Source organism: Streptomyces griseoloalbus, from assembly GCA_014650015.1.
GTDB lineage: Bacteria > Actinomycetota > Actinomycetes > Streptomycetales > Streptomycetaceae > Streptomyces > Streptomyces griseoloalbus.
The window spans coordinates 1-22796 of the sequence record BMUD01000024.1 but is presented as its reverse complement, the minus strand read 5'-3'; the positions used below and the strand labels follow the sequence as shown (position 1 = coordinate 22796).

The 22796-nt window shown below is 70.2% G+C and carries 16 protein-coding genes; 10 read left to right on the top strand and 6 right to left on the bottom strand.

Annotation, left to right across the window (positions count from 1 at the left end; all coding sequences use genetic code 11):
- Positions 1-125 precede the first annotated feature (125 nt).
- The 7 genes from IE178_RS28560 to IE178_RS28530 all read left to right on the top strand — a co-directional run bounded on the left by IE178_RS28560 (position 126) and on the right by IE178_RS28530 (position 10826).
- Positions 126-1157 carry a LacI family DNA-binding transcriptional regulator gene (locus IE178_RS28560; RefSeq protein ID WP_184764842.1) on the top strand — a complete coding sequence of 344 codons (1032 nt, stop codon included), beginning with the start codon at positions 126-128 and terminating at the stop codon, positions 1155-1157.
- 849 nt (positions 1158-2006) lie between these two features.
- A complete protein-coding gene (locus IE178_RS28555; protein ID WP_193514302.1) occupies positions 2007-3104 on the top strand; it encodes an ABC transporter substrate-binding protein in 1098 nt (365 codons plus the stop codon).
- 75 nt (positions 3105-3179) lie between these two features.
- On the top strand, positions 3180-4739 hold the full coding sequence (locus IE178_RS28550; protein ID WP_193514301.1) for a sugar ABC transporter ATP-binding protein: 1560 nt from the start codon (positions 3180-3182) through the stop codon (positions 4737-4739).
- A complete protein-coding gene (locus IE178_RS28545) occupies positions 4732-5694 on the top strand; it encodes an ABC transporter permease (protein WP_184764845.1) in 963 nt (320 codons plus the stop codon). Before IE178_RS28550 ends, IE178_RS28545 begins: the two co-directional genes overlap by 8 nt.
- A complete protein-coding gene (locus IE178_RS28540; RefSeq protein WP_193514300.1) occupies positions 5691-6728 on the top strand; it encodes an ABC transporter permease in 1038 nt (345 codons plus the stop codon). The genes IE178_RS28545 and IE178_RS28540 overlap by 4 nt, the downstream gene beginning before the upstream one ends.
- Positions 6729-6864: 136 nt before the next feature.
- The gene (locus tag IE178_RS28535; protein WP_193514299.1) at positions 6865-9228 is read left to right on the top strand and encodes an AbfB domain-containing protein; all 2364 of its coding nucleotides are present in this window, start codon (positions 6865-6867) and stop codon (positions 9226-9228) included.
- 92 nt (positions 9229-9320) lie between these two features.
- Positions 9321-10826, top strand: coding sequence for a glycoside hydrolase family 43 protein (locus IE178_RS28530; protein WP_193514298.1), 1506 nt, complete (start codon positions 9321-9323; stop codon positions 10824-10826).
- Positions 10827-10891: 65 nt separating this feature from the next.
- Here IE178_RS28530 and IE178_RS28525 read toward each other — a convergent pair whose 3' ends face one another.
- Entirely contained in the window at positions 10892-14164 is a 3273-nt protein-coding gene (locus IE178_RS28525) for a LamG-like jellyroll fold domain-containing protein (protein ID WP_193514297.1), read from the bottom strand.
- Positions 14165-14492: 328 nt separating this feature from the next.
- On the opposite strand from IE178_RS28525, the gene IE178_RS28520 reads away from it, so the two are divergent.
- A complete protein-coding gene (locus IE178_RS28520; RefSeq protein WP_193514348.1) occupies positions 14493-15563 on the top strand; it encodes a glycoside hydrolase family 43 protein in 1071 nt (356 codons plus the stop codon).
- On the opposite strand, the gene IE178_RS28515 is transcribed toward IE178_RS28520, so the two are convergent.
- Both IE178_RS28515 and IE178_RS28510 read right to left on the bottom strand, forming a co-directional pair.
- Complete coding sequence (locus IE178_RS28515; protein WP_193514296.1) at positions 15547-16752, bottom strand: GDSL-type esterase/lipase family protein; 1206 nt, start codon at positions 16750-16752, stop codon at positions 15547-15549. The genes IE178_RS28520 and IE178_RS28515 overlap by 17 nt on opposite strands.
- Before the next feature lie 80 nt (positions 16753-16832).
- Entirely contained in the window at positions 16833-17402 is a 570-nt protein-coding gene (locus tag IE178_RS28510) for a TetR/AcrR family transcriptional regulator (protein ID WP_184764851.1), read from the bottom strand.
- A gap of 119 nt (positions 17403-17521) precedes the next feature.
- On the opposite strand from IE178_RS28510, the gene ligA reads away from it, so the two are divergent.
- Positions 17522-19612 carry an NAD-dependent DNA ligase LigA gene (gene ligA / locus IE178_RS28505; protein ID WP_193514295.1) on the top strand — a complete coding sequence of 697 codons (2091 nt, stop codon included), beginning with the start codon at positions 17522-17524 and terminating at the stop codon, positions 19610-19612.
- 256 nt (positions 19613-19868) lie between these two features.
- Here the strand turns inward: ligA and IE178_RS28500 are convergent, their stop codons facing one another.
- From IE178_RS28500 to IE178_RS28490, 3 genes are all read right to left on the bottom strand, one after another.
- Positions 19869-20726: an NmrA family NAD(P)-binding protein gene (locus IE178_RS28500; RefSeq protein ID WP_184764853.1), complete on the bottom strand. Its 858-nt coding sequence runs from the start codon at positions 20724-20726 to the stop codon at positions 19869-19871.
- Between the two features lie 124 nt (positions 20727-20850).
- Complete coding sequence (locus IE178_RS28495; protein WP_193514294.1) at positions 20851-21030, bottom strand: hypothetical protein; 180 nt, start codon at positions 21028-21030, stop codon at positions 20851-20853.
- Between the two features lie 135 nt (positions 21031-21165).
- Positions 21166-21792, bottom strand: coding sequence for a TetR/AcrR family transcriptional regulator (locus tag IE178_RS28490; RefSeq protein WP_193514293.1), 627 nt, complete (start codon positions 21790-21792; stop codon positions 21166-21168).
- A gap of 102 nt (positions 21793-21894) precedes the next feature.
- Between IE178_RS28490 and IE178_RS28485 the strand changes: the two genes are divergently transcribed.
- Complete coding sequence (locus IE178_RS28485; RefSeq protein WP_318280291.1) at positions 21895-22623, top strand: YqeB family protein; 729 nt, start codon at positions 21895-21897, stop codon at positions 22621-22623.
- The last annotated feature ends 173 nt before the right edge of the window (positions 22624-22796 follow it).

Below are 22796 nucleotides of genomic sequence, written 5' to 3'. Positions count from 1 at the left end.
CAGTGCCACGGAACGAGATGTATAACGTTGTAAAAATTGAGCCCAGCGGCTCGGCGCACGGCTCATGGTCACGGCACCGTATCCGCACCGACCGACCGAGTCGGGCCGCTCACGAAGGGATTGTCGTGCGGGTCAGCCTCAAGGACGTCGCCGCGCACGCGGGGGTCTCCATCAAGACCGTCTCCAACGTGGTGAACAACTACCAGCACGTCACCCCGGCCATGCGCGAGCGTGTCCAGAGGTCCATCGACGCGCTCGGCTACCAGCCCAACCTCGCCGCCAGGCACCTGAGGAAGGGGCGTACGGGCATCATCGCGCTCGCTCTGCCCGAACTCGGGAACCCCTACTTCGCCGAACTGGCCGCCTCCGTGATCGACGCCGCGGCCCAGCACGACTACATCGTGCTCCTCGACCACACCGGAGGGCTGCGCGAGCAGGAGCTTCTGGTGAGCCAGGGCTTCCGGGCCCGGGTGATCGACGGACTCATCCTCAGCCCCATCGAGCTGGAGACCGAGGATCTGCGCGACCGCGCCCAGGACGTGCCGCTGGTGCTGCTCGGCGAGCGGGACTACGACCTGCCGTACGACCACATCGCCATCGACAATGTCGCCGCGGCCCGTGCCGCCGTCCGGCATCTGATCGACCTGGGGCGTCGGGAGGTGGCGTTCATCGGAGCGCGGCGCCGGCGCAGCGAGCCCGCCCAACTGCGCGTGCGGGGCTGGCGCGAGGAGCTCACCGCCGCCGGGCTGGCGGCCGACGAAGGGCTCGTCGCGGCCACCGACGGCTGGGGGCACGCCGACGGGGCGGTGGCCATGACCCACATCCTGGACAGCGGACGGCGGCCCGACGCGGTGTTCGCCTACAACGACCCGATGGCGATCGGGGCCATGCGGGTGCTGCACGAGCGGGGCCTGCGGGTACCGGAGGACATCGCCGTCGTCGGATTCGACGACGTGATCGAGGGACGCTTCGGCGCGGTCACCCTCACCTCCGTGTCACCCGACAAGGCCGCCATCGGCCGCCTCGCGGTGGAATCGGTGCTCGCCCGCCTCAACGACCGGGCGCCGGAACACCGCCGTATCTGGGCCGACTATCAGCTCGCCGAACGGGAGAGCACCCTGGGCCGCCCCACGGGCACCGGCCGGGGAACCGCTTGACGCGCCTGTCCCCCGTGCCCTCGAGGCGTTTCCCCGGCGAGGTTCCTCCCGTCGGCACGGGCAGGGTGGACGCCGTGCTCGCCGATCACCAGGAGTGCGGGGCAGTCGCACGGCCGTGACTGCGGTGGGGGTCGCCGTTCACGCGGCCGGGCACGACCGTTTCATCGGCCGGGCCACGTGCCCCGCCCCTCATGGCGTTCGGACGCGCCCCCGCGCCGCGGTCGGTGACCGGATGGGCGCGGTGGTCCCGGACGCCACCAGGACCCCGCCACGGTCCAGCGCCCTGCCGAGCGACATACGGATCGCCCGGAGCCTGTGCCACACCGAACCGCCGGCGCGCCTGTGCCCGCCGCCCGGCGGTGCCCGAACCGTGAAGTGGACGGCCGTGGAGGAGGAACCGGGCACGGCCCTGCGGGCCGGCCACAAGCGGCTCGCCGAGGGGTACGCGCTCGCTCCTCAGCCCGAGTCGGCTGTCCGCGGACAGCAGCGACTTCGGCGTGCCGCGCCACGTCCTCCCCAGGGCAGGAGCCCTCACCCCGGCGAACGCGTCGGGCGGCAACCGCACGTCACGAGGGGCGTCGTCGGGCGACCGGACCCGCTCCGCGGCGCAAGCGCTTCCAGCGCCGTCCAGCTCCGACGAGGCCCCCGGACAGCACCACAGCCCGCGTCCCCCTCCCCTCCCCCGCTCCCTTCGCACAGTGTGCGCAGGGGGTTTACAGCATCCTTCCAACGATGTAAAACCTCCTTGCGGCGCACCGGACGCCGTCCTGCACAAGGGGAGCAGCACCACGTATGCACGTTCTTCGGCTCCCCAGTCACCTTTTCAGCGTCACCCGGATCGGGGTCACCATGCAGCGCACCACTCACCGTTCTCGCCTCCTCGCCCGTCCCGTGGTCGTGGCCTTGTCCGCCGCCGTGGCCCTGACCGCCACCTCCTGCGCCAAGTCGGAGGACGACGCCTCGGACAGCAAGCCGTCGTCGGCGGCCGCGGCCGACGCCGGCCAGAAGGTCGTCACACCGAAGCCGGGCAGCAAGTCCTGCACCATCGACGCCTACGGCGGCAAGAAGATCGACCTGAAGAGCGCCACGGTCGGCTTCTCCCAGTCGGAGAAGGAGGCCAACCCGTTCCGCATCGCGGAGACGCAGTCCATCAAGGACGAGGCGGCGAAGAGAGGCGTCAAGCTGCTGACGGCCAACGCCCAGTCGCAGTTCTCCAAGCAGATCAGCGACGTCCAGGACCTGCTCGCCAAGGGCGCCGATCTGCTGGTGATCGCCCCGCTCAACTCCGACGGCTGGGACCCGGTACTGCAGGCCGCCGCCGCGAAGAAGGTCCCGATCGTCACGATCGACCGCAAGATCAACGCCACGGCCTGCAAGGACTACGTCTCCTTCATCGCCTCGGACTTCGTCGAGCAGGGCCGGCGTGCCGCCGACCGGATGATCGAGGCCACCGGCGGCAAGGGCGAGGTCGCCATCCTGCTGGGCTCCGCCGGAAACAACGTCACCACCGAGCGCACCAAGGGCTTCAAGGAGCGCATCGCCGAGAAGGCACCCGATCTGAAGGTCGTCTTCGAGCAGACCGGTGACTTCGCCCGTGAGAAGGGCCAGCAGGTCACCGAGCAGCTCATCCAGTCCAAGCCCGGCATCAAGGGCATCTACGCGGAGAACGACGAGATGGGCCTGGGCGCGGTGGCCGCGCTCAAGGGCGCGGGCAAGAAGGCCGGCGACATCAAGATCGTCACGGTCGACGGCACGCGCAACGCCGTCCAGGGTGTCGTCGACGGCTGGATCAGCGGCGTCATCGAGTCCAACCCGAGGTTCGGCCCGCTGGCGTTCCAGACGCTGGACACCTTCACCCAGGGCAAGGAAGTCCCCCAGGACATCGTGATCCAGGACGGCGCCTACGACGCCGGCAACGCCGAGCAGGACCTCGGCAAGGCCTACTGATCCGCTGCGGGGCCCGGCTTCCGGGCCCCCTGTCCGTCCGTCACCCCTTTATTCCTGTCATCCCTGGAGGCACAGGTGGCTCCCCCCGCCGAAGTCCTCGCCGTCCGCGGACTGAGCAAGACCTTCCCCGGCGTCCGGGCCCTGGACGACGTGGACCTGACCCTGCACCCGGGTGAGGTCCACGCCCTGATCGGCGAGAACGGCGCCGGCAAGTCGACCCTCATCAAACTGCTCACCGGTGTGCACCGGCCCGACGCCGGTGACATCGTTTTCCAGGGCAGCGCGGTCTCCTTCGCCACACCGCTGGACGCCCAGAAGGCCGGGATCTCGACCATCTACCAGGAAGTCAACCTCATCCCGCTGCTGAGCGTGGCCCGCAACCTCTTCCTGGGCCGTGAGCCGCGCAACCGTGTCGGGCTGCTGGACTTCCCCCGCATGCACCGCGAGGCCGAGGAGACGCTGCGCGCCTACGGCGTCCGGGTGGACGTCCGCCGGCCGCTGCGCACCCTCGGTGTCGGCGCGCAGCAGATGGTCGCCCTGGCCCGGGCCGTGGCGAGCGAGGCGCGCATCGTCATCATGGACGAACCGACCTCGTCGCTCGAACCGCGGGAGGTCGAGACGCTGTTCTCGGTCATCCGCCGGCTGCGCGACGAGGGCATCGCCGTCATCTACGTCAGCCACCGCCTCGACGAGCTGTACGCCGTGTGCGACACGGTCACCGTGCTGCGCGACGGCCGTCGCGTCCACCACGGCCGGCTCGCCGAACTCGACCGGCTCTCCCTGGTGTCCACCATGCTCGGGCGGGAACTGGGCGAGGTGCGCGCGGAGGGCCTGACCAAGTTCACCGGTGATCACCACGCCACGGACGCCCAGCCCGTGCTGGAGGCGCGTGATCTGACGGTCCCGCACCAGTTGCACGGCGTCTCCGTGAGCATCCGTCCCGGCGAGGTCGTCGGACTGGGCGGGCTGCTCGGCTCCGGACGTACCGAGACGGCGAAGGCCATCTCCGGTGCGCTGGCGACGAGTGCGGGCAGCGTGACGGTGGCCGGGGTCCCGCTGCGCGGCGGCTCCACTCCCGCCGCGATCCGGGCGGGCATCAGTCTGCTGCCGGAGGACCGCAAGAGCGAGGGCATCGTCCCGGGTCTGTCGGTCCGGGAGAACATCTCGCTGGCCGTCCTGCCGCGGCTGTCCCGCTTCGGTCTGGTCTCCGAGGCACGCGTCGACAGCATCGTGGACACCTTCATCGAGCGGCTGCGCATCAAGGCGTCCTCGCCGCAGCAGAAGGTCGGCGAACTGTCGGGCGGCAACCAGCAGAAGGTGCTGCTCGCCCGCTGGCTGGCGATGAACCCCAAGGTGCTCCTCCTGGACGAGCCCACCCGGGGCATCGACGTCGGCGCCAAGGCCGAGGTGCAGAAACTGGTGGACGAACTGGCCGCGGACGGCCTGGGCGTCCTGCTCATCTCCTCCGACCTGGAGGAACTGATCGAAGGGTCCGACCGCGTGGTCGTACTGAAGGACGGTGCGGTCGTCGGCGAGCTGACCGGCGACGAGGTCACCGAGGACAAGCTGATGCGGACCATCGCCGGGCACGCCCCGGCCCGGGACACGGTGGAGGAGGCGGCCACCGATGGCTGAAGCCACCGTCCGGTCCGTCCCGCTGGACAGGGCCCGCATCCTGCAGTGGCTGCAGACCTACGGCGTCTACGCCGGTGTGGCGCTGCTGCTGGTCGTCAACATCGTCATCACCCCGCACTTCCTGTCCGCGGAGAACTTCCGCACCCAGGCCGTGCAGGTCGCCCCCGTCATCATCGTCGCGCTCGGGATGGCCCTGGTCATCGGAACCGAGGGCGTCGACCTCTCGGTCGGTGCCGTGATGGCCCTGGCGGCGTCCGTGACGGCCCTCTATCTCGGCTACGGGCTGCTGCCGGCGCTGCTGGTGGTGGCGGTGTTCGCCGCGGGAGTCGGGCTGGCCAACGGAGCGCTGGTGGCGTTCGTCGGGGTGCAGCCGATCGTGGCCACACTGGCCCTCATGGTCGGCGGGCGGGGCCTCGCCCTGGTGCTGCTGCCGCAGCTGGAGGACCTGCGCAACCCCGCGCTGGCCTCGCTGGGCTCCGGTGACGTGCTGGGCGTCCCGTATCTGATCCTCATCGCCACCGTGCTGGCCCTGCTGGTGGCCTTCGTCGTCCGCCGCACCACCTTCGGGCGGCAGCTCCTCGCCATCGGCGACAGCCGTCCCGCCGCCCAGCTCGCCGGACTGCCGGTGCGCCGGGTGCTGATCGTGGTGTACGTCGTCTGCGCGCTGCTCGCCGCCGTGGCGGGCGTCCTGGCCACCGCGCGGCTCCAGGCCAGCGACCCGACCTCACTGGGCAATCTGATGGAGCTGTCCGCCATCACCGCCGTCGTGGTCGGCGGGACACCGCTGACCGGCGGCCGGGTGAACATCGCCGGCACCGTGGCGGGAGCCGTCCTCATCCAGCTGCTCACCGCCACCCTCATCAAGCACGATCTGCCACCCTCGTGGACCCAGATCGCGCAAGCCATAGTGATCGTGTGCGCGGTGTACGCGGCACGGGGACGGGGGAAGCGATGACCGTCACGAAGACGGACGCCCGGGTGACCGCGGCGGGCGGCGGGGAACCGGCCGCGGCCGGCGAGCCCGCGGGTCCCGCCCGCTCCGAGCGGCTGACCGCGCTGGTCCAGCAGCACGGCGCGCTGGCGGTGCTGGTGGTCGTCTCCCTGGTGGCGTCGTTCAGCTTCGAATCCTTCGCCACCGGCGACAACGTCGGCAACATGGCGACGAGTTCGGCGTTCCTCGCGATCGTCGCCCTCGGCATGACCTTCGTGATCATCACCGGGGGCATCGACCTGTCGGTCGGCTCGCTGTTCGCGCTCGGCGGGGTCCTGGCGGCCTGGGGTTCCCGGCACGGAACCCTGGTGGCGCTGCTGCTGCCGCTCGTGGTGTGCGGGGCCATCGGCGTCGTCAACGGGCTGCTCGTGGCCCGCTCCCGGCTGGCGCCGTTCATCGTCACGCTGGCGGCCATGCTCGGGGCGCGGGGCCTGATGCTGGCCCTCACCGACGAGGGCGCCGACACCTATCTGATCGGCAAGGGCTCGTTCCTCGCCGAACTCGGCCAGGGCACCACCTTCGGCATCGGCAACCCCGTGTGGATCACGCTGGCGCTGTTCGTCGCCGGGGCGGTCGTACTGCGCCGTACCCGGTTCGGACAGCACGTGTACGCGGTCGGCGGCAACGAGGACGCGGCGGCCCTGATGGGTGCCCCGGTGGCCCGCACCAAGATCCTCGTCTACACCCTGTCCGCGGTGCTGGCGGGACTGGCCGGCGCCCTCAACGCCGCCTGGCTCGCCTCCGGGGTGACCATCCTCGGCAACGGCATGGAACTGGAGGCCATCTCCGCCGTCGTCATCGGGGGCACCCTGCTGACCGGCGGACTCGGCTACGTCAGCGGCTCACTGGTCGGTGTGCTGCTGCTGAAGGTGATCCAGAACGTCATCAACCAGATCGGCTCCCTGGACTCCTCCTACCAACAGGTCGTCAGCGGCGCCTTCCTGGCCGTCGTGGTCGTCGCCCAGACCTGGCTGGGCCGCAGACGACAACTGGTGTAGAGCTCCGGACGCGGCAGCCGGGCCCCTCCGACTCCCGCTGCCGCGTCCGGTACCGGGCGGCCGGTCACGCTCCACCGCGCGACCGGCCGCTTCTCGCACGCGCACGTCTCCCACCCCCACTTCCCAAGGAGTGACGATGCGTCGAGTACCCGCCCCACGTTTTCCCGTCCCCCGGTTCAGACGGCGGTCGCGGTGGGTCACCACCGTGCTCGCGGTGCTGGCCCTCGTCGCCGGCACGGTCCTCACCGTCTCCGGTGCCGCGACCGCGGCGCCGCAGGCCTGGACGCCGAGGCCCGCGCCGATGACCACCCCCTGGACCAATCAGGTCCCCGTCGACAAGCCGCTGCCCGAGTACCCCCGGCCGCAGCTCACCCGCCCCGACTGGGCCAACCTCAACGGCATCTGGGACTTCGCCGTCACGTCGGCGGACGCCGGCCGGCCCGCGACGTTCACCGAGCAGATCCGCGTCCCGTTCGTCGCCGAGTCGGCGCTCTCCGGCATCCAGCGCAGGATCACGCAGAACGACAAGCTCTGGTACAAGCGCACCTTCACCGTCCCCTCCAACTGGAACGGCCGCCGCGTCCAGCTCAACTTCGGTGCCAGTGACTGGCGTACGACCGTGTGGGTCAACGACCGGCAGGCCGGTGCCACCCACAGCGGCGGCTTCGACTCCTTCTCCTACGACATCACCGACCTGCTCGACGGCGGCACGAACACCGTCGTCGTCTCCGTCTGGGACCCCACCCAGACCGGCGGTCAGGCGGTCGGCAAGCAGCGGATCAACGACGTGGCGCCCCATCCGGGCGGCGGCATCTTCTACACCGCCGCGTCCGGCATCTGGCAGACGGTGTGGCTGGAACCCACGGCCGCCGCGCACATCACCCGCCTCGACCTGGTGCCCGACCTCAGCAACAACCGTCTGAGGGTCACCGTGCGGGGCGCGGGGACGAGCGGCCACCAGGCCCGTGTCACTGTCTCCAGCGGCGGTACCACCGTCGGTACCGCGACCGGTCCGGTCGGCGGCGAGTTCACCGTCGCGGTCCCGAACCCGCACCGGTGGACGCCGGACGACCCCTTCCTCTACGACGTCCGGGCCGACCTGCTCTCCGGCCCGACGACGGTCGACTCCGTCGGCAGTTACACCGGCATGCGCTCCATCGGCCTCGCCCGGGTCGACGGCGTCCTGCGCACCGTCCTGAACGGTGAGTTCGTCTTCCAGACGGGCACCCTGGACCAGGGCTACTGGCCGGACGGCATCTACACCGCCCCCACCGACGCCGCCCTCCGGTACGACCTGCAAAAGCACAAGGACCTCGGTTTCAACATGGTCCGCAAGCACATCAAGGTCGAGCCGCAGCGCTGGTTCTACTGGGCCGACCGGCTCGGTCTGCTGGTCTGGCAGGACATGCCCTCCATGGACCTGCGCACCCCCGACGCCGCCGCGCGCACCCAGTGGGAGGCCGAGTACGACCGCGTCATCGACCAGCACCGCAGCGCGCCCAGCGTGGTCATGTGGGTCAACCAGAACGAGGGGTGGGGCCAGTACGACCAGGCCCGCATCGCCGACGAGGTCAAGGCCTACGACCCGTCCCGTCTGGTGAACAACATGAGCGGCGTCAACTGCTGCGGCGCCGTGGACGGCGGCAACGGTGACGTGGTCGACCACCACGTGTACGTCGGTCCCGGCACGACGGTGCCCAGTGCCACCCGTGCCGCGGTGCTCGGTGAGTACGGCGGCCTCGGCTTCGAGGTGACCGGCCACGAGTGGTACCCGGGCGGCGGCTTCAGCTACGAGGACCAGCCCGACCTCACTCACCTGAACAACCGGTTCGTCGGCCTGCTCGACGGCATCCGCGAGGTGCGCATGCCCCGGGGTCTGTCCGCCGCGGTCTACACCGAGATCACCGACGTCGAGAACGAGGCCAACGGCCTGCTCACCTACGACCGCCAGGTCGTCAAGGTGGATGAGGCCAGGGTACGAGCCGCCAACCGCGCGCTGATCGACGCGTCCCGCTCACCGGCCGCCCCCGTGACGCTGCCCACCGGTCAGTACAAGTCCCTCCGCGTGACCACACCGGGGTACACCGACCGCTATGTGCGGCACCGGGACGGTGCCGCGTTCACCGAGGTCGTGGGCGGCGGCAGCGACGCGCTGCTGAAGAACGACGCCACCTGGAAGATCGTCCCCGGCCTGGCCGACAGCACGTGTTATTCGTTCGAGTCGCGGAACTACCCGGGCGAGTATCTGCGCCACCGCGAGTACCGCGTCCACAAGGAGGGCGGCAGCGGCGACCTGTTCCGCGCGGACGCCACCTTCTGCCCGGTCCGGGGCGCGAACGGGGGCGTCAGGCTGTCCGCCTACAACTTCCCCGAGCAGTATCTGCGCCACTACGACGCCGCGTTGTGGCTGGCCACCCCGGGCGGTACGCACACCTGGGACCACCCCACCCTCTTCACGGAGGACACCACCTGGGCCGTGGAGGCCCCGTGGGCCCCGTGAGCGCGCCGACATCATCCCCGTGAGAAGAGCGGTGGCGGCCCGCAGCGGGCCGCCACCGCACCCGTTCCCCACCCCACTGGAGTTCCTGGACGATGACTGCCAAAACAACCGGACTCGCCGCCAAATGCTGTGCGTTCCTCCTCACCGGCGGCCTGCTGACGATGCTCGCGCCCTCCCCCGCCGCCGCGGCCGTACCCGAGTACACGACCGCCGAGGCCGGCAACCCCTTCGTCGACGGCTGGTACGCCGACCCGGACATCGCGGTCTACGACGGTGCCTACTGGGTCTTCCCCACCACCTCGAAACCCTACGACCAGCAGACCCACCTGGACGCCTTCTCCTCCACCGACCTGGTCCACTGGACCAAGCACAGCGAGATCCTCACCAAGTCGAGCATCTCGTGGGCCGAGCGCGCGATGTGGGCGCCCGCCCCGATCGAACGCGACGGCAAGTACTACCTGTACTTCGCCGCCAACGACATCCAGAACGACTCCCAGCTCGGCGGGATCGGCGTGGCCGTCGCCGACCGTCCCGAGGGCCCGTACGAGGACGCCATCGGACGGCCGTTGATCTCGGCGTTCCACAACGGCGCCCAGCCCATCGACCAGGACGTCTTCATCGACGACGACGGCCAGGCGTACATGTACTACGGCGGCTGGGGCCACGCCAACGTCGTCAAGCTCAACCCGGACATGACCAGCCTCGGCACCTTCGCCGACGGATCGACCTTCAAGGAGATCACCCCGGCCGACTACGTCGAGGGCCCGCAGATGTTCAAGAAGGGCGGGAAGTACTACCTGATGTGGTCCGAGGGAGGCTGGACGGGGCCCGACTACTCCGTGTCGTACGCCATCTCCGACTCGCCGACCGGGCCCTTCGAGAAGATCGACAAGGTGCTCGCCCAGGACCCGGCGGTCGCCAAGGGATCCGGCCACAACTCGGTCGTCAACGTGCCCGGCACCGACATCTGGTACATCTTCTACCACCGCCGCCCGCTCGGTGAGACGGACGGCAACCACCGCCAACTGGCCTACGACCGCATGTACTTCCGCCCCGACGGCACGATCCGGCGCATCGAGATGAAGGTGCGGGACAACTTCGCCGACGGCAACGCGCTGGGCTGGAAGACCTACGGCGGTTCCTGGGCGGCGGCCGGCGGCCGCTACCGTGCGGGGCGTTCCCTCGGCGGCAAGGCGCTGCTCGACACCGACTTCGCCGACTTCACCTACGACGCCGACGTCACACCGACCTCGGGCGGGGGCGACGCCGGTCTGGTGTTCCGGGCGACCCGGCCGGGAACCGGCGTCGACGGCTACTCCGGGTACTACGCGGGCATCGGACCGGGCGGCAAGGTGGTCCTCGGACGGGCGAACGACTCCTGGACCCCGCTGGGAACCGCCCGGATGCCCATCGCCCCCGGCTCGACCCACCGGCTGCGGGTCACGGCCGTCGGCCCGTCCATCAAGGTGTACGTCGACGACCTGCTGACACCGAAGATCTCGGTCACCGACGACACGTACCGCAGCGGCGCCAACGGCGTCCGGGTCTTCGACACCGCCGCCTCCTTCGACAACGTGGCGATCAGCCCCGCGCAGTGAACCGGCGCGGTCCCGGCGGGAGGGCGTCACCCTTCCGCCGGGACCGCCGGCCGCTCGCCGCGGGACTACGGCTTCTCCTGGCCGTAGAGGGCGCTCACCTCCTCGGCGGTGAGCGCCTTGTCGTAGGCGCGGACCTGGTCCACCGAGCCGTTCCAGAAGTCGGTGTTCTCGCCGTTCCACTGGGCGCGGCCCACGGCAAGGGGCCCGGAGCCGATGTAGGCGGGGCCGGCCGTGGAGGTCGCGGCCCGCTTGCCGTCGACGTAGAGCGTGATCTGGTTCGTCGCGTCGTCACGCACACCGACCAGGTGGTACCAGCGGTCGGTCTCGGGCCTGGTCTCCAGCCGTGCGCGCTGCCCGTCGGGCGTGCTGAAGGCGAAGGCGCCCTGTCCGTACTGCAGGTAGAAGGGGCTCGCCTGGCGGCGTCCGTCCTGGCTGACGGCGGTCGCGTAGTTGCCGGGCAACGCGTCGAGGGTGACCCAGGCGGAGATCGTGTAGCTGCCGGTGGTGTCGAGTACCGGGCCGTCGGTCTGGGCGTACTGTCCCTGGCCGTCGAACCTCAGCGCGCTGCCGCTGACTCCGTCCGTCCAGCCGGTTCCCTCGCTCAGCTTCAGCGGCAGGTTGTTGGGGCCGTCGTCCTGCGCGGTGCTGCCGGTGCCCTCGTCGAGGGACCAGGAGCCGCCGCCCTTCAGCGGCTTGTGGTCGCCGGCCGCGGCACCGGCCGCGATGACCTTGCGGTTGATCTCGCGCACCGGCGCCGGGTCGACCTTGATCTCGCGGCGGTCGTAGGTGTAGAGGCCGTTGAGCTCGTTCTCCAGGTCGGAGATCTGGGTGTAGACCGACCCGGAGAGTTCGGCGCCCGCCTGGTCGAGGTAGAACTTCTCGGTGTTCTCGACGTACTTGCGGGTCAGCGCCGCCTTGTCCGCGACACCGCTGTAGATCACGGTCGGCGTGCCCGGCCACATGTGGCCCGGGGTGCGCAGCGTGAAGCCGCCGTGCTCGCCGTCCATCGCCGCGCGGTGGTCGGGGAAGGGCGGGTCGTCGTTGTTGTAGTCGTGGTGGTCGATGATGTCGCCCTTGCCCGAGTCACCCTTGGAGTTGCAGCAGTTGACCCCGCTGTGGGCGTTGACGATCCGGGACGGGTCGGCGGCCTTCACCGACTCGGCGATACGGCCGCTCTCCTCGCGGTTCCACTCGCCCCAGCCCTCGTTGAAGACGATCCAGCCGATGACGGAGGGCGAGTTGTGGTGCTGGCGCATCATCTCGCGGCCCTGGTCGACGAAGGCCTTCTGCCCGGTCTCGTTGGTGAGGTTCCCGGAGACGAAGTCCTGCCAGACCAGCAGACCGAGCTTGTCCGCGTGATAGAACCAGCGCGGCGACTCCACCTTGATGTGCTTGCGGACCGCGTTGAAGCCGAGCTTCTTGTGGGCCTTCAGGTCGAAGGCGAGCGCGGCGTCGCTGGGCGGGGTGTAGAGACCGTCGGGCCAGAAGCCCTGGTCGAGGGTGGCGAGGGAGAAGATCGGCTTGCCGTTGAGCACCAGCTTCTGGTAGCCGCCGACTTCCTCGATGCCCATCTCGCGCATGCCGAAGTAGCCGGCGACCTTGTCGGTCGACCTGCCGTCGGTCAGCTTGACGTCGAGGTCGTAGAGGTAGGGGTCGTCCGGGCTCCACAGGTGCTGCTTGGCCACGGGCAGGCTCAGCTTGCTGTTGGCCGGACCGCTGACCCTGCCGACGATCTTGCCGCGGGCGTCGCGGGCGACCGCCTCGACCCGGGCCTTCGACGAGGCGTCGTCGGACTCGACGGTCACCGCCAGGGTGCCGGTGTCGATGTCGGGCGTGGTGACGACGTCGTCGATGGAGGCGTCGGCGACGGGCTCCATCCAGACGGTCTGCCAGATGCCGGACGACTGGGTGTAGAAGATGCCGCCGGGGTTGGTGGACTGCTTGCCCATCGGCTGGTTGGCGCCGCCGGTGTCGGTGACCGCGACCACGATCTCCTGCGGCCCGCTGCCCTTGAGGGCGTCGGTGATGTCGGCGCTGAAGGCGTTGTAGCCGCCGGTGTGCTCGGCGACCTTCGTGCCGTTGACCCAGACGCGGGCCTGGTAGTCCACGGCGCCGAAGTTCAGCTTCAGCCGCTTGTCCGTGCCGCTCTTGCCGACCTTCCAGCTCTTCGGCACGTCCACGAGCTTGCGGTAGAACATGTGGTCCTCGTGCCGCTCGAGCCCGGAGAGCTGCGACTCGACCGGGAACGGCACGATGATCTTCTCGTTCAGGTCCTTGCCGAAGACCGGCTCCTCACCGGCCTTCGCGCCACTGAACTGCCAGGGCCCGTTGAGGTTCTTCCACTGGGCGCGCACCTGCTGCGGGCGCGGGTACTCCGGCAGCGGGTTGTTCTTGTCGAGCTTGTCGCCCCAGGGGGTGGTGATCCGGTGGGTGGACGTGTTCGAGGCGTAGCGGACGATACGGGGCACGGTCCTGTCGCCGACCTGGAGCCCGCCTGCGCCGTCGTAGGTGAACCGGACCTGCTGGTTCTTCTGGATCGGCTCCGAGAGCGTGATGAGGAGGGAGTTGCGGTCGTCGCGAGCGACCGCCACCGACTCGACCGGCATGGCGGTCGTGTCGGCCTCGATCTTGAGGTGCTCCTTGACGGCATCGAGGCCGCCGACCGCGTCCTCGAAGCGGGCGCGCAGCCGCCGCCCGTCCTCGGCGACGGCCGGTTCCACCGGGAAGACCTCGAAGCCGGCGGGCGGGGTGAACGCGGAGGTCGGCACGATCTGCTTGGGCATCGTCGGAGTCGACCAGCGCAGGAACATGTTCGCGCCGCCGACGTCCTGGAACAGCTCCATGCGGAAGTCGTACTTCTGGCCGGCGGTCAGCTTCACCGGCGCGCTGGTCTGCTCCCGGTCCCAGTCGCCCACCCAGTGGTCGATGACCGGTTCACCGTCGATGAAGAGGCGGAAGCCGTTGTCGCCGATGCCGTAGAAGGTGTAGTCACCGGTCTCCGGCGCCTCGATCTGCCCGGTCCAGCGGGCGGTCGTGTGCTCCGTCTGCCCGGTCAGCTCCTCGAACGTGCTCGTCAGCCCGGAGAAGTTGATCTGCGGCTCCAGCAGGGTGCCGCCGAGTTCGGCGAAGTCCCGGGCGCCCGGGGCCGACATCTTGAAGTACTCGCCCTTGAGGCCGTGCACCTGCACGTCGGAGTCGGCGGCCGGGGCGGCGGACGTGCCGGCCATCGGTACGACGGCCGACGCGGCGGGTGCCAGCGCGCCCGTGGACAGGGCCAGGGCGGACACGGTCAGCAGGGCCCACCATCTGGATCTTGGGCGGGTGAGTTGTCTTTTCATCGAACCTTTCCTCGCGCAGAGGGCATGGGGCCATGGCGAAGCAGGGCGGCCACCGCCTCGGCCCGGGATTCCCTTCCAACGTTGGAAATCCGGTGTGCAGCGGAATGACAACACGCCGCCCGACGACTGTCCAGGCTTCGCGCACAGCTGACGTGCCGTCAGCGCGCGCATCGGCGAGCAGGGATGCCCTGTCCAGGCACAAGGCCGTCCGACCCGGGCGACCTATTGACATGTTCCGGTCCAGTCACAATCCTGTGAGGGCTGTTCCATCGATGTAAATTCCGGCGTGGAGGTGACGAACCCGATGGCCAGACCCACACAGGGGACGATGAGGCTTTCCCACCGTCTGGCCGGCGCCGTCGGCTTGGCACTGTCCTGCGTCCTCGCCGCCGTGATGACCCTGACATCCGCCGAGCCCGCCCGGGCGGAGCAGACCGGTCTGCGGGCCGCGGACCCGAGCGTGATCCGGGTCGGCGGCACCTACATCTCCGTGCAGTCGGCCGGTGGCGGCATCGTCGTACGGCGGGCCCCGTCGACATCCGCTCTGGCCTCGGCCACCCCACGCCAGGTCTGGTCGGACACCCGCGACCGCGCTGAGGTCTGGGCTCCGGAGATCGTGATGGACGGCGGCCGCTACTACATCTACTTCACGGCCGGCCGCGGATCCGCCCACCGGATGTACGTGATCAGCTCGGCCAGCCCCGACAGCGGCTACTCCGCCGAGACCCGGCTCGCCCTGCCGGACGACAAGTGGGCCATCGACGGGGCCCTGTTCACCTTCAACGGGCAACGCTGGTTCGTCTGGTCCGGCTGGGCCGGGGACACCAACGTCGAGCAGAACCTCTACATCGCCCGGATGAGCAGCCCGACCACGCCGACCGGTGCGCGGTACGTCATCTCGCAGCCCCGGGAGAGCTGGGAGCGGGTGGTCGGCAACCCGTTCATCAACGAGGGCCCCGAGCCCATCAAGGACCCGAACGGGCAGCTGCACATCGTGTACTCCGCCAACGGCAGCTGGAGCGACCAGTACTGCCTGGCCGACCTGCGGCTGCGGGCGGGCGGCGACCCGACGCACGTGTGGGACTGGTACAAGTCCAACGGCTGCCTGTTCGGCTCCAACCGGGCGACCATGATGGCCGGCTGGGACCCGACGCTGTACGTCAACGGCCCCGGGCACCACAGCTTCGTCCTGCTCCACGGCGACATCGGCACCAGCCCGCCCGCCGGCCCGAGGTTTCCCCTGATGTTCCACGCCGTGCCGAAGGGCACGCCGTACACGTGGGAGAACCGCTACTGGTACACGGGCACCTTCGCCTGGTGGGGCAACACCACCTACAGCCGTGCCAACGTCCCGGGCCCGAACGCGGATACCGGCTGGAGCCTCAAGTTCTTCGAGTAGGTCGGCTGCGGCGGTCCGTGAAGGGGCCGTCCACCGCGAAGGCGTGGGCGGCGAACCGCTCGCCGACGCGGCGGTGGGTGGCCGCGTCGAGGTGCAGTTCGTCGGGCAGCGGTAGTTCGGCGTAGTCCGCCTCACCGTAGAGGACCCGGCCGTCGAGGTGGTGCAGGTTCGGGTCGTCCGCCGCCCGCTGAGCGACGAGACGCCTGAGCTCGTCGCGGACGGCGGTGAGCGTCAGCTTGCCCTCGGCCCGTCCCGTGGCGTCGCCCGTGGCGGTGAACCGGAGCTGCCCCTCGGCGAGGCGGCTGAAGTCGTAGGCGGTGGGGCCGGGTGTGTCCTCGTGGATGGGGCACAGAAGGGGTGAGACGACCAGAAGCGGTGCGGTGGGGTGGCCTTCGCGGATGGTGTCGAGGAAGCCGTGGACGGCGGGCGCGAAGGCGCGCAGCCGCATCAGGTCGGCGTTGACCAGGTTGATGCCGATCTTGACGCTGATCAGATCGGCGGGCGTGTCGCGCAGGGTCCGCGCCGTGAACGGGTCGAGCAGGGCACTGCCGCTCAGCCCGAGGTTGACCAGTTCCACGCCGCCCCGCGCCGCGGCCAGGGCGGGCCATGTCGTGGTGGGGCTCGCGGCGTCGGAGCCGTGGCTGATCGAACTGCCGTGGTGCAGCCACGTCCTGCGTCCGGAGGGCGGCGCGGGCTCGACGGGGGCGTCGGTCCGCAGGGCGACGAGTTCGGTGGTCTCGTTGTGCGGCAGCCATATCTCGACGGTCTTGTCGTCCGCGGACAGACCCGTGAAGCGGAGGGTGCCGACGGGGCCGGTCCGGTTCTCGACGGTACCCGTTGCCATGTCGATGATCAGACTGTTGCCACCGGTCACGGAGGCCTGTCCGGCGGCGTGTCCGTCGACGAGCAGGTCGTACAGGCCGTCCGGGCGGGGCGGGGCGCCCAGGTAGACCCGTTTGGTGGGCAGCGTGTCGAGTTCGACGGCCCTCGCCCGGGTGCGGAAGACCAGTCGTACGCCGGAGGGCTGGGACTCGGCCATGGCGAGCTGCCGGTCGGCGCACTGGGCGCGGGCCCAGGCGGGCAGGCGGTGCGGCAGGATCCCGTGCGGGGTGCGCTCCAGTTCGATGGCGCCGCGCACGATGTCCGCGGTGATCGGCGTGGTGATCCAGGTGTGCGGTGTGGCGGCCATGGGCTCGGTCCGTCTTTCGGGGTGGGGGAATGAGCGGATCGCCTTGCGGCGACCGCGGGAGGGGTCGGCGCGGTCCGCCGTCAGGGGGCGGGCCAGTTGTGCAGGAGGGCGTCCAGCGCGTCGAGGATGCGGGTCCAGGTCTCCTGCGTGTCGGGGGCGCTGTGACTGAACCCGCCGCCCATTTCCAGGCTGACGTAACCGTGGAAGACGCTGCCCAGCAGCCGGACCGCGTGGGTCTGGTCCGGTTCCGTCAGGTCGTAGCCGCGCAGGAGGGCCCGGGTCATCTGCGCGTGCCGTACTCCGGCGCTGCCCGCGGCGTCCTTGGGGCTGAGCCGGAACTGGGCCGCGGCATAGCGGCCGGGGTGCTCCCGTGCGTAGTCGCGGTAGACGTTCGCCAGGGCGATCAGGGCGTCCTTGCCCGCCCGTCCGGCCAGGGCGTCGGCCGCCCGGTCGGCGAGTTCCTCCAGGGCGAGCAGCGTGATTCTCGTCTTCAGTTCCTGGGAGTTCCTCAGGTGCGAGTACAGGCTCGCCACCTTGACGTCGAAGCGCCGGGCGAGCTCCGAGACGGTCACCTGCTCGAAGCCGACCTCGTCGGCCAGCTCCGCCCCCGCCCGGGTCAGACGTTCGGGAGTCAGTCCTGCGCGTGCCATACACACCCTCCTATTCGACTGAACCGATTATGCATCTGCCTAATAGCTTTAGGCAAACCGCGTCGCCCTGAGATGACCGCCCAACGTCGTTGTCAGTGGTGGGCGGCAAGATGCGGGGCATGACAACACCTGCAGCAGTGATCGTCGATGCCGCCGCCTACGCACAGGCGGTCGAGGATGCCGTGAGCGCGGCCGCCGCCTACTACAAGGGCGGTACCTCGCCGCTGGACGACGACACGTACGACCGGCTGGTACGGGGCATCGCCGACTGGGAGGCCGAGCACCCCGGTCAGACCCTGCCCGGCTCCCCCACCGGGAAGGTCGCCGGTGGCGCGGTGGAGGGCGACGTACCGCACACGGTGCCGATGCTCAGCCTCGACAACGTGTTCTCGGCGGAGGAGTTCACCGCCTGGACCGCGTCCCTGTCCCGCCGTATCGGGCGTGACGCGAGACGCTTCAGTGTGGGGCCCAAGCTGGACGGGCTCGCCATAGCCGCCCGCTACAGCGGCGGCCGGCTCACCCGGTTGATCACCCGCGGGGACGGGACGGCCGGGGAGGACGTCTCGCACGCGATCGGCACCATCGAAGGGCTGCCCGAGAAGCTGGACGAGCCGGTCACCGTGGAGGTGCGCGGCGAAGTCCTCATGACCGCCGACCAGTTCGCGCACGCCAACGAGGTGCGCACCGGTCACGGCGGGCAGCCGTTCGCCAACCCGCGCAACGCGGCGGCGGGGACCCTGCGGGCGAGGGAGCGCGTCTACACGGTGCCGATGACGTTCTTCGGCTACGGGCTGCTGCCGCTGCCCGACACCGGCACCGCCCTCGCCGAGCGGCTGAACGCGCTCGCGCACAGCGAACTGATGGCCCTGGCCGCCGATCTCGGCGTGCACACCAGCGCCCGGACGGCGGTCCCGGACATCGTCGCGGAGACGCCCGAGGAGGTCCTGGTCCGGGTGAAGGAGATCGCCGCGCTCCGCGCCGAGCTGCCGTTCGGCATCGACGGGATCGTCATCAAGGCCGACCTCGCCGCCGACCGGCAGGCCGCCGGATCGGGTTCGCGCGCACCCCGCTGGGCGATCGCCTACAAGCTGCCGGCCGTGGAGAAGATCACCCGGCTGCTTGAGGTGGAGTGGAACGTCGGCCGCACCGGCATCATCGCCCCGCGCGGCGTCCTCGAACCGGTCGTCATCGACGGCTCCACCATCACCTACGCCACCCTGCACAACCCGGCCGACATCACCCGCCGGGACCTGCGCCTGGGCGACCACGTCATGGTGCACCGCGCCGGCGACGTCATCCCCCGCATCGAGGCCCCGGTCGCCCACCTGCGTACGGGCGAGGAGCAGCCCATCGAGTTCCCCGCGCAGTGTCCGCGCTGCGGTTCGGACATCGACACCGGCGAGGAACGCTGGCGGTGCGCCCAGGGCCGCAACTGCCACCTGGTCGCTTCGCTCGCCTACGCCGCGGGCCGCGACCAGCTCGACATCGAGGGCCTGGGGGCCACCCGCGTCGTCCAGCTCGTGGAGGCGGGGCTGGTCGCCGATCTCGCCGACCTGTTCGGCCTCCGGCGCGACCAGTTGCTCGCACTGGAGCGGATGGGGGAGACCAGCACCGACAATCTGCTCGCCGCGATCGCCAAGGCCAAGGAGCAGCCGCTGTCGCGGGTGCTGTGCGCGCTGGGTGTCCGGGGCACCGGACGGTCCATGTCGCGGCGTATCGCCCGGTACTTCGCCACCATGGACACCCTCCGTGCGGCCGACGCCGAGGCGATGCAGCGGGTCGAGGGCATCGGGGCGGAGAAGGCTCCGTCGATCGTCGCCGAGCTGGCCGAACTCGCCCCGCTCATCGACAAGCTCGCCGCCGCGGGCGTCAACATGACGGAGCCCGGCGCCACTCCACCCCCGCCCGCCGATGCCGCTCCCGACGGCGACGGCCCGGCCGCGGCACCGGCGGAGGGAGGACCGCTGGACGGGATGACGGTGGTGGTCACGGGCGCGATGACCGGGAGCCTGGAGAAGCTCTCCCGCAACGAGATGAACGAACTCGTCGAACGGGCCGGCGGACGCTCCTCCTCCAGCGTCTCCAAGAAGACCACCCTCGTGGTCGCGGGGGAGGGAGCCGGCTCCAAGCGCGCCAAGGCCGAACAACTCGGCGTCCGGCTGGCCACCCCGGACGAGTTCGCCACCCTGGTCGCCGCGTTCCTGGACTGAGCCCGAACAGCTGCCCGCGCTCGGCCGTCAGGGGGCGCAGGCGGCGTGTGGTTCCCCGACCGGTCCGGGGCGGGGAAGCCAACGGCCCCGCCGGGGCGGAACCCTCCTCTTCGGAGCTGATTCGGGGCTGAGCCCCTGCCGCGTACGCCGTCATGGGCCACCCGGAGACGCGTCCCCACGGCCCCGGCTTCGGCGCCTGCCGGAGGGCGAAGAGCTCGCCGGCCTCCGACGGGGGCTCATCCGGGGCCGGGCTGGGTCATGCCGTGCCCGCGGCGCCCGTCACCGAGAACGCGTCCGCGTGCTCGGCTGCCCACCGCGCGAAGCTGCGGGCCGGGCTGCCGGTGACCTTCTCGACGGTGTCGAGGACCGTCCGGCCGACCTCCGGCGTGTTTCCGTACGCCTCGAGCAGGAAGCCGATCACGTCCTCGGGGTGCCCGGCCGCCCGCCACCGGGCGACGGCCTGCTCCTCGGTCAGCTCCACCAGCGCGATGTCCCGGCCGCGGGCAGCCGCGATCGCCGCCACCTTGTCGCCGACGGTCAGCAGTTCGGGGCCGGTGATCACGTACTCCTGGCCGGCGTGCCCCTCCTCGGTGAGCGCGACCGCCGCGACGGCGCCGATGTCTCCCTCGTGGACCATGGCGCTCAGCCGGGAGACGAACGGCTCGCGGACTTCGCCCGACGCGACGATGCCGTCGGCCCACTCCAGGGCATTGGCCATGAACTCGACCGGCATGAGCACCGTCCAGTCCACACCGTCGTCGGCCCGCACGGCGTCCTCCAGCGGGGACGGCCCGCCGCCGTGCAGCACGGTGACCCGGCGTACGCCGGCCTCGCGGGCCAGTTCCAGGATCCGCGGGCCGCTTCCCAACGGGGCGAAGTAGGCCCCGCCGAAGGTGATCAGATGAATGCCGGTGACGCCCTCGAGTGCCGGGATCAGACTGTCGGGTGCACTCAGGTCGCCCTGGACGACCTCGACGTCTGCCGGGAGGTCCGCCCGCGCGGCGTCCCGGGTGAGGGCGCGGACCACGTGGCCGCGGGCGAGCAGTTCGGCGACGACCTGGCGGCCGACGGTTCCGGTGGAGCCGGTGACAAGGATCCTCTGTGTCTGGGTCATGGGACGACCATAGGAAGGCTTGCGGTCAGGTGTCGTCCGCAAGCCTGTCCGCCGAGCAGGGCCGTCCCGGACGGTCGGCCGGAGGGAGACACTCAGCGCACGGGGTACGGCCGGAGGGAGACACTCAGCGCGCGGGGTACGGCGGGAGTGCGTTCGCGGGTACGGCCACGGCGAACTGCCGTTGCGGGCCACAGCGCATGAACTCCTCCTCCTTCCCGGCCGTCGGCCTCAGCTCCATCAGGAGCGGCGGCTCCACCGTGCGCAGGTCGACGAGGGACGCCTCGTCCGGGAGACCGGCGATCACCGCGGCCAGGTCGTCCGGGCCGGCCCTCGGGACTGGTAGGCGCGCCCATGTTGAGGTGTCGCGTATTCGCCGCCGATGCGGCCGGAAGATCACTCTGTGTGCTTGCCGCTGTATTGGGTCCTACGGAGTGCCCGTTCATCGCTCCGGTTCCTGGTGTGTGTTGGGTCGTAGGAAGCGATGGAGGATCAGGCGCAGGGTGGGGAGCTGGGCGTCCGGGGTGAAGGACGGGTCGGTGGCGGCGCTGGTGTAGAGAGCGGCGATGAGTGCCATGATCCAGGCTGCGGTGTCGTCGGGGTCCAGGGTGGGGTCGATCTGGCCTGCTGCGGCCGCGTTGTGCAGCAGGGTGGTGATGGTGGACCGTTCCTCATCGTTGTCACGGCTCAGCAGTGCTTCGAGTTCGGGGTCACGGTAAGCCTGGATCATCGCCTCCATGACGAGGGCGGGGACCAGCGACTCTGCGGCGGGGGCGGCGAGAAGGTCGACGGTGTCGAGGAGGGCGGTCCACGGGTCGTCGGCGGTGCGGGCAGCGGCGAGACGCTCGGCCTTGGTGGCGCCGTCGTGCTCCTCGTCCTCGAAGACGGCGTGGAAGATCGCGCGCTTGTTGGGGAAGTAGTGGAACAGGTTGCCTGCGCTCATGCCGGCGGCCTTGCAGATCTCTGCCGTGGTGGTGCGCTCGAAACCTCTGGCGGCGAAGAGCTCGGCCGCGGCGTTGACGATGTGCCGGCGCCGTGCCTGGCGCCTGGCCGGGTCGACTGTCCTCATCGGGGCCTCTCTCTGGTCAACTCTCGACTCTGGTCTCGAATGAGCATTAATAGACTGAGCGCTCGGTCTATTATTACGCGACGCTGGAGGCGAGGGGGGAACATGAACATGCGCAAGGGAACCGGGCGGGAGTCGCAAGGGAGTCGGCTCACCGTGCTTCGACAGCCGACTTTGAGTACCGTGTGTGTCTATTTCTTTTTCATGCTGGTGGGGGCGGGTGTCGGCTGGTTGGTCGGCCTTCTGGCCGACTGGCTGGTGACGCTTCCCTGGGCACCGCTGCAGGGACCGGCCGAGCTCGTTGCGTCGATCCCCGCTCCGTGGCTGCCCGCCGCGAGTTCGGTGGCTGGGCTGGTCCTGGGGCTTGTTGCTCAGCACGAGCAGTTGGTGATTCGTCTGTCGGATGACCGCGTTGTGCTCACATGCAAGGGACGTGCGCAGGAGTTCTCATGTGACGCCATCGCCGCAGTGTTCCGGGACGGCAAGCAACTCGTCCTGCTCGGCGACGACGGCGGCGAGCTCACTCGGCAAGAGTGCGACCTGGACGTCGGCCGCGTTGCCGGCGCCTTTACGGAGCACGGTTACGTGTGGGCGGATGCCGATCCGCACAAGGACGAGTTCCGCCGCTGGGTCCCCGACACTCCCGGCCTCCCGGAGGGTGCGAACGCCATCCTCAAAGCCCGCCAGGAGTCGTTGGAGAAGAAGAGTTCCTCCGACGACGACGTTCAAGAGCTCCGTGAGGAATTGGCCCGTCTCGGCGTCGTCGTGAGGGATGAAAAGCGACGCCAGTACTGGAGGGCATTCCGGAAGTCAGGTCCGGCCGTGAATGAATAGCGGTGAGATCGGCTGGACCGTGTCCCTCGGTGAAGCCGAATCTGGTGTCACCGTGTGTGGTGGGTCTGTACGGTGGGCGGTGTAACTCCCGAGCTGGAAGCGACAGTTGATGACTGACGTGGCGAGTGACATCGAGGCCGGGGAGGCCGTTGTGAGTGGGGCGGGCGCCGTGG